Origin of the sequence: Fodinibius sp. (assembly GCF_041642155.1) — a bacterium.
Classification (GTDB): domain Bacteria; phylum Bacteroidota; class Rhodothermia; order Balneolales; family Balneolaceae; genus Fodinibius.
In genome coordinates this window covers 1-10437 of record NZ_JBEPWZ010000090.1, presented here as the reverse complement: position 1 = coordinate 10437, position 10437 = coordinate 1, and the positions used below count along the sequence as shown (strand labels likewise).

The following is a 10437-nucleotide window of genomic DNA, read 5'->3' as shown; positions in this document are numbered from 1 at the left end:
CAGGGGTAGAGAAGACAAATCCATTTCGCCGTAAAGCGAAAGGAGGAACTGACTGCATGCATTGAGGGTGATATACCCAACGGCAATTAGAAAAGCTACCGTCAAATATTGTTTTATTTCCTTCATGTGAGCGGCGTACAGCACCAGCGGGACCGTCAGAAAGGCCAGTATATAAGCGGGGGTTGTTCCCTGTATCGAAGGAAAAATAAGAACGGAGGTAACCGGCAACACGAGCGCCCAGCACTTGAAGAAGCGGTCTATGAGCGTGCGTCCTGCCATAGCATGCCGATATGTGGCGACAACATCGTTCATGCTGCTCCGGACGGTTTGGAAGTTGTCAGATCCAGCAGCTGTAGGGTAATGGACCGCCAGGAATGCTTGCCAGCGCTCTCCTTTGCCAGGACAGCAAGCGTATCTTTGTGATCCAGGCAATACATGATTTGTTCATGGAAATGTTGGGGATCTTTTGCAAAGGTAATAAAATGTTCATTTCTATTTTTAAGTTCCCGCAAAGGTGTACTTACGACAGGCAAGCCCGAGAGGCCATACTCATATATTTTCATAGGCGACCGGGCGTGATTGGCATCCGTCAACTTAAGGGGGAGAATGCCTATATCCGCATGCTGCATATATGCAGGTATCTGCGCGTAAGGTTTGGGTCCCAATACCGTGATGTTTTCAATGTCGTCCGGGATACTGTTTTTGCTCCCGGGCCCTACGATCATGTAATGAAGATTGGGGCTTTGCCGGGCTGTCTCAATCAACAGTTGATGATCAAAACGCTGATCGAGACTGCCTACATACAAAATAATGGGAGCTGAAATCATGGCATATTCATCCGGCTCTTGATGGCGGCCGGTAAAATGGGAGGCTTCCACACCGTTGCGTAGTATGGAAGATTCTACGCCATACCGTTCCCAAAAGAGTTGTTTCAGAGGTTCGGAGGTTACCAAAACCCGGTCGGCGAAATCACATATTTCCTGTTCCAGCGTCTGGATCGAATGCTGTCCGGGTCCTCCCGACATGTTGCTGTAATCGTCGGTTGCCCGATAAATCCAGCTGTGAGCATTGATAAACCTGCGCATAAAAAACAAGCCGGCTTTGTCCTGTATGACCAGATCGGCCTTGGCAAATCCGAGCGCTTTAATTTTTTTATCGATGCGGTTGAATGTAAACCACTGGTTCATCGGTATCTCCGGACGGTCAAATACCCCCTTGTTAAAAGGGGTGAGCACAAAAGGGGTCACATTCGTGACGTTATGTGAATCCCGGAGGGGGACAAGGGTGCGCATCCGGCTTTGAATGACGTTGCGATAATCGCTGTCGCCCAGCATCGGAATGTTGAGAAAATGAAACAGGGACAGTGGAGAGGGGATATACAGTACGTCATGCCCAAGATCGGCGAGGTGGTTCGACAAGTGATAGCTGCCCACCTTGAACAGATAATTACGCGGGGTATGACTTAAAAAGACAATCTTCATAATGGACAACTGGAAAAGGGCTGATGAAAGTTATCAAGTACAAAAGATAATCAAATTATAACTTCGAGGTATAATACCTAAAAATTCCTTTAGCCCAACCTAAAGAAAGAATCATTTTCTGCAGGTAATGAATGCCCCACAGTGGCAGGAGGTAATCAAGCATTTCCTCTTTGCCCCTTCTCCGTATTTTCTCTTTAAGTTCGCTGTTGCCGGGGGGGACAAACTGGTACAGAATAAGCAGAATTAATTTCAGTGGATGCATGTCATTATCAAGCCATACCTTCGGCTGGCCCGATCCCACCCGGAAAACTTTTTTTATAAGAGGTTTGAGCTTGCGTGCCGGGTACCGGACTTCGGCCTCAGGCTCGTAGACAAGGTTAAATCCCGCCTTGGTTGCTTTTTTGGTCCAATACAGGTCCATCCCTGAACGGTGGTTTTCGGGGAAGGGACCTATCGTATTCAGTACCTTTCGTTTGAAAAAAAGATTGCCACCCGCACAGGATTGTCCGCGCTTTATCAGATCTTCCATGTCTACAAACAGCAAAGAGTCGTACCATTCGCCCAGCGTTTCATCTTCAGAAAAGGTAAATGAAACCTGTCCCCCAGCCAAATCTACCCCGGGATGCTGCAGTCGCTTGACCCCGTTTTTGAGCCAGTGGGGCAGCGGCACACAATTCACATCCAGTAGCACCATGAATTCACCTTTGGCATATTGCATCCCCTTGTTTCGGGCGGCATACGGGTTTTGGATGTCTGTTCGCTCCAGGAGTATGACATCCTGAAAAGATCGAACCTTCTGCAGGGTTTCATCTGTCGATCCGTTGTCAATGACAATAATTTCGTACTTTTCCCGGTTATAGTCTTGGTGCCGAACGGCATCAAGGAAGGGACAAATCAGTTTTTCCGCATTAAGCACCGGGGTTATAATCGAAATAAAAGGTTGCTCCATACGAATTAGCGGGTCGAAAACGGTTGGATATTTCTATGTGATTTCGGAAGCTCATAAGATAGTTCATGGCAACAGGAGCAATAGCGGCTATTACCTGTAAAAGGGCTTTGCAAAACTGTTGTGTTCCCAATCTCTACATTTTATCGATTTCAAAATACCCATGTATCCTCCATATATACACTGCGGTTTTGAAATCGCTGAGGCTTTGCTGTTTCCCGATGCTTCGGGACTGGTTTTTCAAAGCACTTTACAAAAGACTTCCCGGCTTGGTCAGGCCGGTAATTTTTCCCTTGACAATAAAAACAAAACAGTTATCCAGCTGACTGCAACAAAAAAGCCCAGCAATATACTGAGGAATACAATCAGTTTTCGCTTGGGCTTCACCTCTTTACTGGGTACGGTAATATCATCTAATAGTCGGAAGGCAGGTAATTGTTCCTGAATAGTTAGCTCCATCCGCTTTAATTGCTGGGTCAGGGTATTGTAATAATCCAGACTGATTTCATAGTTGCTTTGCAGTTCCATTCTCTTATTTAACGGCTGGCTGTCGGCCCCATTGAATGCCGTGAGCTCCCGGCGGGCCTCTTCAAGTTCTTTCCGGGCTTGACGTTGCTGATCCTGAAGAAAATCCTTGTAAAGGCGTGCCTTTGCCGTTTTATAGCTGCTGGCTTCCTCGTGGAGTGTTTCCAAAGTAAGTTTTACCACTTCAGCCGCAAGATCGGATTCAGGCATGTTAGCCGAAACCCGCACGATACCTGTTTGTCGCTGGTACCCTGCCGTAATTCGTTCGGAAAGCTCATTGATAACTTTTCTTTCACCGGGACGAAAATTTAGGATGGGGACATCCAGACTTTGTCCGGTCCAGCTATGTTCATTCCCGGCTGAACGAGATGGTTCTTCCGTTTCAGAATCTGTGGTGTCCGGTATTGCAGGCTCCCTGATAGAATGATAAAATTTATGCAGAAAAGTAGGCCGGTACATTTCTGTGAAATACTGATATAGCGTGACCGTAGTGTCCCGCTTTGCGTATTCAAACGACTTGTGCATCAGCTTGTGTTTGAAGGCAACACTGTTGATCATGTATGGATATAATTCCAGGAGATAGGAGGGCGCCCTGTTTTCACGGATACTCCCTGTCAGCCCAAATAAAAGGCCGTAACTTTCTATTACCTCGTTGACCCGGTCCTGTAGTTCATATTCCGGAATAACAGACGCACTCGAGGTATATTCTTCGCTGCTGAAAAAAGCAAAAACCAATCCGATAGTTAAAAAGATCCCCACACACCCGTATACAAGAGTTCTTTTATTCCAGAAATAGCGGAAAAGTTCATGAAAATCAAGCCTCTTGTATTCCTCCTTATCCCGGGATTCGGAAACAGGGACAAGACGATAATACTGCTCGTGTTCCGGAGAGTCGGAGCTGTTATGGCCGGTTGATGAATCCAGTGCGAAATTCAGTTTTAGCGTTTAAAAATTCAGTACGTATTCAATTTAACTTACTGCGGATCTTTTTACAAAATGATTTGAGTACCCATATTATTATGAAAACCCGGAACTTAACCGGCAAAAAAATAATATACCTAAGGTACTCTTTTTTAACGCTGATGTTATAAGTTAGTTTCATGAAATCAGTATTTTTCCACTTAACATGCATTATTCTGGGTCATAATTTTAAAAGCGTTTCAATCTCCCTAAATCCTTTTGCTCCAAGAGGTATTTACTGGATTGTATTCGAAATGTCGTATGCAGCCATAGACAACCAAGAAGTTTTTCCCCGGAAAGAAGGGCAGGGGACTAACTAAATTTCATCCGGAATTATGAAATGGACATTCAACTGACAAACCCGTGATTAACACCAATTGAATTCTCATGCTTCCCAATTTTATTATCATAGGGGCGATGAAGTGCGGAACCTCGAGTTTATATCATTATTTGCGGCTGCATCCGGAGGTAGGAATGTCGGAGATTAAGGAAGTGGATTATTTTGTAGCGGAGAACAATTTTGACCGGGGAGCTGCATGGTATGAATCCCAGTTTAAGGGAGATTTTAAAAAATATGGAGAAGCATCTCCCAATTATTCGAAAGCGCATTATTTCACGGGAGTGCCGCAACGTATGTATGAGCTGCTTCCCGATGTGAAATTAATTTATCTTGTACGCGATCCCATCGAACGTATTATTTCTCATTATACCCATAACTACAGCGAGGGCCGCGAGCACCGCAGCATTGAGGAGGTATTAGACGGCTCGAGGGACAATCACTACCTGATGTGCAGCAAATACCACTGGCAGCTGAAGCATTACCTAAACTATTATCCGGCTGACCAGATCCTGGTAATGCCTTCCTATATATTGAAGGATCAACGCCGTCGTGCACTGGAGCGTATTTTTGGATTCATCGGGGTGGAAAAGGCTTATTACAACCCGGCATACGGGGAACAGAAACATGCAACGAGCCAAAAAAGACGAAAAGGACGCGTAAGCCGCTTCATATTAGAAAGTCCGGTTATTAAAACCCTCAAGCATTTTATACCCGATAGTATCAAGGATCCCGTCAAGCGGCTGACTCGTCCCCCGGTTGCCAAGCCCACACTGCCGCCTGCGTTGCGCCATGAGCTGACGGAATACCTGCGCCCGGATATTGATCAATTACGAACATTCAGCGGATATTCGTTTGAACGATGGGATATGTAATGAGAGCTTTCCAAAACTGCTCTTTTGCCCAATGACGGCGTTATTGGTCGGTTGAAATGCTTACATATACGTTATACGCTGCGATTCCAACCTCCATCGGGCCTTGAGGCTTCCCGATGCTTCGGGACTGGTTTTTCAAAGGTCTTATAAAAAAGGGGACGTCCTGAATTTAGTAGATTTAAGTCCCATAAACTTATAACTAAATCCAGAGGCATCCTCTTATGAACAATTATAACCAAGTATACATAGGAATTGACTTCCATAGCAAACATTCTACCATTGGATTCATGAATGAGGAAGGCCGGTTTATCGGCCAGCACGAAGTCCAAACCACCGCCAACAATTTGATTAACCAAGTAACAGCCATTCCGGCCGAGCGGAAGCAGCTGACGCTTGAGCAAAGTAATATGGCCTCTTAATAGGTGTTCATTTCCTGTTGGCTGATAAAATCTTACAGCAGGATTTAAATATCTACCTTATAGTCAACAAAATTACGATCCTCGATAACTGAATTGATGAATTTGACCGCTTTCTTATGATGTTCGTTGCGTGTATACATGGTATAGTCGAGTTCGGTTTCGAAGTCAGAAATGAGGACCACGTCATAGGGCCTCCCGGCTTCATTGTCATCTTCTGATATATTAATACCTACCTCGACATTTTTAATTTCCTCGATATTAATTTTTAATCCCTCCAGAATCAGCTTCATTTTTTCAGCGTTTTTCTCCTTGGAGGCTCCTTCGGCTTCATCTTTTAACTTCCACATTACTACGTGTCGAATCATAATATTCTTTCTCCTACTATGTATACTTTATTAATGGAATACTGTTTATTATTGAAAAAGTGGCTGAATTTGGTTCTCGGTTGTGTGCCGGGCAGGCTAAGGCTGAATCGAGATTACAGAACTATCTATTGATAAATGTAGGTTTTATTTTCATAAGACAGATCATCTATTCAGAACGAATGCAAGTATAAAGCTAATACAACCGAAACGTCTTGTCTCTGTCTATAATTAATAAAAAAATAATGAAAAAACTAAGCAGCTTTTATCAAGACAGATTAGAACACTTTTAAATTAGCAGTTTTCGGTTGAATTGCAAGAAAAAAAGTCTCACGAACCATATTTTGGAAACGATTGACGCCAAGTTAGCCTTTACATAATTAGGAATCAAAAGATAGCCAAAAAAACTATTTACTATTTATGAGTAAGCCACTAAATGTAACGCAAAAGTTAATTAAAAGCCATCTTGTCGATGGTGAGATGAAGCCGGGAGAAGAGATCGGCCTCAGGATTGACCAGACGCTCACCCAGGATGCCACAGGGACCATGGTCATGCTGGAGTTGGAAGCCATGGAGCTGGAAGAGGCTCAAACTGAATTATCCTGCCAGTACGTTGACCATAACCTGATACAGACGGATTATAAAAATCCGGATGACCACGTGTTTTTGAAGTCAGCTGCCGAACATTTTGGGATGTGGTTCAGCCGGCCGGGCAATGGGGTAAGTCACCCTATTGAAACCGAACGGTTTGCCATCCCGGGTAAAACGCTGGCCGGATCTGACAGTCACACTCCCGCATCCGGATGCATGGGGATGCTGGCCATTGGCGCCGGCGGTCTTGACGTTGCTTTTGCGATTGCCGGAGAACCGATGTATATGAAGATGCCGAAAGTATTGGGGGTTGAATTGAAAGGAGAACTTTCCGACTGGGTAAGTGCTAAAGATGTCGTACTGGAAATGCTTCGCCGCTATGATGTGGACGGAGCGACCGGCTATGTTATTGAATATTTCGGTGAAGGGTTAAAAAATCTCTCGACGATGGATCGCCACGTTTTAGCCAACATGGGTACGGAGATGGGAGCTACGAGTACGGTGTTTCCCGCTGACGGTGAAGTGCGCCGCTTCATGGAGTCCCAGCACCGGGGCGATGAATTTGTGGAACTGGTTGCCGACGAAGGGGCGGAGTATGACAAGTATGAAGAGCTCATCCTCGATGATGTGGAACCGCTGATTGCTCTTCCCAGCAGCCCCGGCAACGTGGTGCCGGTCCGCGAGGTAGAAGGAGAGGATATCTACCAGTCGTACGTGGGGTCTTCAGCCAACCCCGGCTACCGTGATTTTTGGGTTGCCTCCGAGATTGTGAGGGATAAAATGGTTAATGATAATGTTTCCTTCGATATTAACCCGACATCACGGCAGATTATCGAGAATATGGTGAAAAATAACGTAATGTTTAACCTGGTTCAGTCCGGTGCCCGTATTCACCAGGCCGGCTGTAACGGCTGTATTGGAATGGGGCAGGCCCCTGCATCGGGACAAAACAGCCTGCGCACGGTGCCGCGTAACTTCCCCGACCGGTCAGGTACGCCCGAAGACTCTGTATTTCTGGTCAGTCCTGAAACAGCGGCCGCTTCTGCGCTGACCGGCAAGATTACCGACCCGCGTGATCTTGAAGATCTGTACAACATGAGGTATCCGGTTTTTGAGCATCCCGATGAGTTGTTCATAAACACCGAAATGCTCACCGAGCCCAAGCCCAAAAAGAAACGGGGTGAAATCAAGAAGGGCCCGAATATTTCAACCATGCCCGACTTTGACCCGCTGGAAGATTTTGAAGTACCCGTTCTGCTCAAGATGGGAGATGATATCTCCACCGATGAAATCCTGCGCGCCGGTGCTGAGGTGCTTCCCTACCGAAGCAACATTCCGGAAATCAGCAAATTTACGCTTGATGTGGTAGATAAGAATTTCCACAACCGGGCCATGCAAGCCAAAGGCGAGCATGGGGGGCACGTGGTCGTTGCCGGTGAAAACTATGCACAGGGTTCGAGCCGTGAACATGCCGCCATAGCGCCGCGATATCTGGGACAGCGGGCGGTTATCGCCAAGAGCTATGCCCGCATCGGTTGGCAAAACCTTATCAATTTCGGTATTCCGCCGCTCGAATTTGAACATGACGCGGATTATGAGGATATCGATCAGGGGGATGTCCTGGCGGTGAGTGATATCCGTAGCGCTATTGAAAATGGTAATGAGGTTGTTATTCACAATAAGACGAAGGGGAACAAGTACACGGTAAAACACACCTTTAGTGACCGTCAAAAAAAGGCTGTTCTCCATGGCGGGGTCATCAATCGGTTTAAGGCCCGGAAAGAGAACGGTAGCGGTTAGAGCAATAGCTCGCAACCTGGTATTTGAAGCCGGAATTCCCATTGACGGATCAGGTCCCTGGGATTCCGGCTTTTATTTTTTAGCCCGGATGTTCCTCGAGTAATATGGTTGCTGCAAGCCGACTGGAAAAAGCACGTGAGAAAAAATTCATATATTACAAAATAACTATAATTCACCGTTCCTAAGGAGCATAGCGTCATTTTCCATTTTTTGTGTGTGAGAAAAAGGGTTAGTTGCCATAGGTATCCCACAGTTCACTCAGAAAGAAGGTGCCGAAATTAGCCAGCAGATTTATTTTTTCGGCTGTTCCCGAAGCATCGATGGCATGCATGCTTCGGATAAGTTTTACCAGTTCCTTTGCCTCCAGGGTGAGTATCCCGGCCCCAACAATATCGCCTGTGTCATCAGACCCTTCGAAGAGCCTTACGTTTAACGTGGTGGTATCTTTCCAGAGATCAAAACCGGGATCATTTTTCACCTCCTTTTTTCCAGCTAAATAGTACTCCCTGTCGTCATGGCTGAACGACATCTCATAGATCATCCATTTGACCTCGGTATCTTTATTATCTTCCACAAACAAGTTAAATACTCCTGTTTTAGCCGGCAGGTAGGTGTCAAAGTCCACAAATACAAGGTGCCCGTTCATCGCTCCACCGTGGTCCGGGTTCGCCATAAATGTGTCCAGGTCGCGAATATAAATGGAAGCGTGCAGGGACATGCTGCTCCCATTTTTCTTGCCCGCACGGGCTCCCTGCTTCGGATCCGTTTCACCCAAGGCAAACCAGCCTTCCATCTTTTCCCGGAAGGCTATTCCGGGAACCGGCTCTTTCATTTTGGTAGCCGACGGCGTCCATGAGACACCTGCTTCGCTGCGCTTGTCCATGTATTGCATGGCATCGGCGTATCCCATACTTGTCAGGGTTGAGGCATCAATACGATTGAAAAAGAAATCGGGATCCAGGGGAAGGGGATACTCAGGTTTTATAACGTGCAGCCTTACCGGCTGCTCCTGGCCGTAAGGGGATTCACCCCGCCGGATCCGTTCGTTCAGTTCCCTGATACGGTCGAACTCCTCGAACAGGGCCCCGTTGGCGCTCATCTCAATCATGTGGACATACTGGTTGAACAGGCCATCCCTGTATTGTCCGTGATTACCTATGCACCACACCAGCCAAATTTCCTCGGCTCCCCGCTTTACGGCTTCGGTCAGATTCGCGTCCTTAATCCAGACCGCATCGATGTACTTCTTGCTCTGGTACTGAACCGCAGGCATGAATATGGGAAGAGAAATACCTGCAACCAGCAGGTCCAGTGCTATTTCCCGATGAGGTATGGATTCGTTTATCTTATCCGTGTAGTTACAGACGTTGAAGGTTCCCTGTATACCCCGTGCCTGCCTGATCTTTCCAACATCAATGCCAAGGTGGGGAAACACCTCGTTGACAATCCCTTCGGCACTGCCCAGTGCCTTGGTTTTATGCAAGCGCAGGTACTCGTCGAATGGCAGCATGGAGACAAACTTTTTGACATCAAGGGTACGCCACCGGTCGCACATATCCGCAGGAGAGCGTCCTGACAGCAGCATCGCCAGGTTCATCGTGCCTCCCGACGTCCCGTCGGCGTGGTGGAAGCAAAGGTTGTTTTCAACCAGGGCTCGCATGACCCCGGCCTGGTAGGCCACGCGCATCCCCCCGCCCGCAAGTACAAGCGATCGCTTGGGTCCCGTATAGCCAGCCGGGGGAGCTCCGTAAACAGGTTGTATTGGTTTGTTCATCATCATTTTGTTAAAAAGTAGCAGTAATATCACCGTTCCTGTATGGAATACCAGTAGATTATAATCAGGAGTCCCGACAGGAGATCAAATCCGGCAACGCCCAGGGCCAGCCATGAAAAAATGTCCCGGGAAATCCCGATTCCAACCGCTGCGGCCGCTCCGAATTTTTGAAGTCCACACCAGAACACGGCTACAGGTTGAGACCGTTTTGCCCGAAGGGCATGGTACAGGAGTCCCCCGAACAAGACCATGAACAGGCCCACAATACCGAAGAAATGATTGGATGCCGGATGGACGGCCCCATCAATCATGCCGAGGACCAGGGCCGGGTTAACGGCTTGAACCAACCCGCTGATTATGGTAATGA

At 47.0% G+C, this 10437-nt stretch carries 9 protein-coding genes and 1 pseudogene; 3 read left to right on the top strand and 7 right to left on the bottom strand.

Features of this window, described 5'->3' with window-relative positions; translation table 11 throughout:
* The 4 genes and pseudogenes from ACESLU_RS07275 to ACESLU_RS07260 form a co-directional block, all read right to left on the bottom strand.
* Nucleotides 1–312: pseudogene (locus ACESLU_RS07275) on the bottom strand (hypothetical protein); the annotation flags it as partial.
* Complete coding sequence (locus ACESLU_RS07270) at nt 309–1481, bottom strand: glycosyltransferase (protein WP_372637215.1); 1173 nt, start codon at nt 1479–1481, stop codon at nt 309–311. The pseudogene ACESLU_RS07275 and the gene ACESLU_RS07270, both read right to left, overlap by 4 nt.
* 55 nt (nt 1482–1536) lie before the next feature.
* Nucleotides 1537–2430 (bottom strand): glycosyltransferase family 2 protein, encoded by an 894-nt coding sequence (locus tag ACESLU_RS07265; RefSeq protein WP_372637212.1) that lies wholly within the window; start codon nt 2428–2430, stop codon nt 1537–1539.
* Nucleotides 2431–2700: 270 nt separating this feature from the next.
* Nucleotides 2701–3876 carry a GNVR domain-containing protein gene (locus ACESLU_RS07260; protein ID WP_372637218.1) on the bottom strand — a complete coding sequence of 392 codons (1176 nt, stop codon included), beginning with the start codon at nt 3874–3876 and terminating at the stop codon, nt 2701–2703.
* 423 nt (nt 3877–4299) lie between these two features.
* On the opposite strand from ACESLU_RS07260, the gene ACESLU_RS07255 reads away from it, so the two are divergent.
* Entirely contained in the window at nt 4300–5124 is an 825-nt protein-coding gene (locus ACESLU_RS07255; RefSeq protein WP_372637209.1) for a sulfotransferase domain-containing protein, read from the top strand.
* A 221-nt stretch (nt 5125–5345) separates the two neighbouring features.
* Nucleotides 5346–5543 carry a hypothetical protein gene (locus ACESLU_RS07250; protein ID WP_372637206.1) on the top strand — a complete coding sequence of 66 codons (198 nt, stop codon included), beginning with the start codon at nt 5346–5348 and terminating at the stop codon, nt 5541–5543.
* A gap of 44 nt (nt 5544–5587) precedes the next feature.
* Here the strand turns inward: ACESLU_RS07250 and ACESLU_RS07245 are convergent, their stop codons facing one another.
* Nucleotides 5588–5908 (bottom strand): Dabb family protein, encoded by a 321-nt coding sequence (locus ACESLU_RS07245; protein ID WP_372637203.1) that lies wholly within the window; start codon nt 5906–5908, stop codon nt 5588–5590.
* A 417-nt stretch (nt 5909–6325) separates the two neighbouring features.
* On the opposite strand from ACESLU_RS07245, the gene ACESLU_RS07240 reads away from it, so the two are divergent.
* Nucleotides 6326–8296 carry an aconitate hydratase gene (locus ACESLU_RS07240; RefSeq protein ID WP_372637200.1) on the top strand — a complete coding sequence of 657 codons (1971 nt, stop codon included), beginning with the start codon at nt 6326–6328 and terminating at the stop codon, nt 8294–8296.
* 229 nt (nt 8297–8525) lie between these two features.
* Here the strand turns inward: ACESLU_RS07240 and ACESLU_RS07235 are convergent, their stop codons facing one another.
* Complete coding sequence (locus ACESLU_RS07235) at nt 8526–10070, bottom strand: patatin-like phospholipase family protein (protein ID WP_372637198.1); 1545 nt, start codon at nt 10068–10070, stop codon at nt 8526–8528.
* Nucleotides 10071–10099: 29 nt separating this feature from the next.
* Nucleotides 10100–10437 (bottom strand): hypothetical protein (locus ACESLU_RS07230; protein WP_372637195.1); only part of this gene is annotated, 338 nt, incomplete at its 5' end.

Coding starts and splice junctions, on each gene's coding strand:
- ACESLU_RS07270 (WP_372637215.1), bottom strand. CDS start 1,481: ATGAAGATTGTCTTTTTAAGTCATACCCCGCGTAATTATCTGTTCAAG.
- ACESLU_RS07265 (WP_372637212.1), bottom strand. CDS start 2,430: ATGGAGCAACCTTTTATTTCGATTATAACCCCGGTGCTTAATGCGGAA.
- ACESLU_RS07255 (WP_372637209.1), top strand. CDS start 4,300: ATGCTTCCCAATTTTATTATCATAGGGGCGATGAAGTGCGGAACCTCG.
- ACESLU_RS07250 (WP_372637206.1), top strand. CDS start 5,346: ATGAACAATTATAACCAAGTATACATAGGAATTGACTTCCATAGCAAA.
- ACESLU_RS07245 (WP_372637203.1), bottom strand. CDS start 5,908: ATGATTCGACACGTAGTAATGTGGAAGTTAAAAGATGAAGCCGAAGGA.
- ACESLU_RS07240 (WP_372637200.1), top strand. CDS start 6,326: ATGAGTAAGCCACTAAATGTAACGCAAAAGTTAATTAAAAGCCATCTT.
- ACESLU_RS07235 (WP_372637198.1), bottom strand. CDS start 10,070: ATGAACAAACCAATACAACCTGTTTACGGAGCTCCCCCGGCTGGCTAT.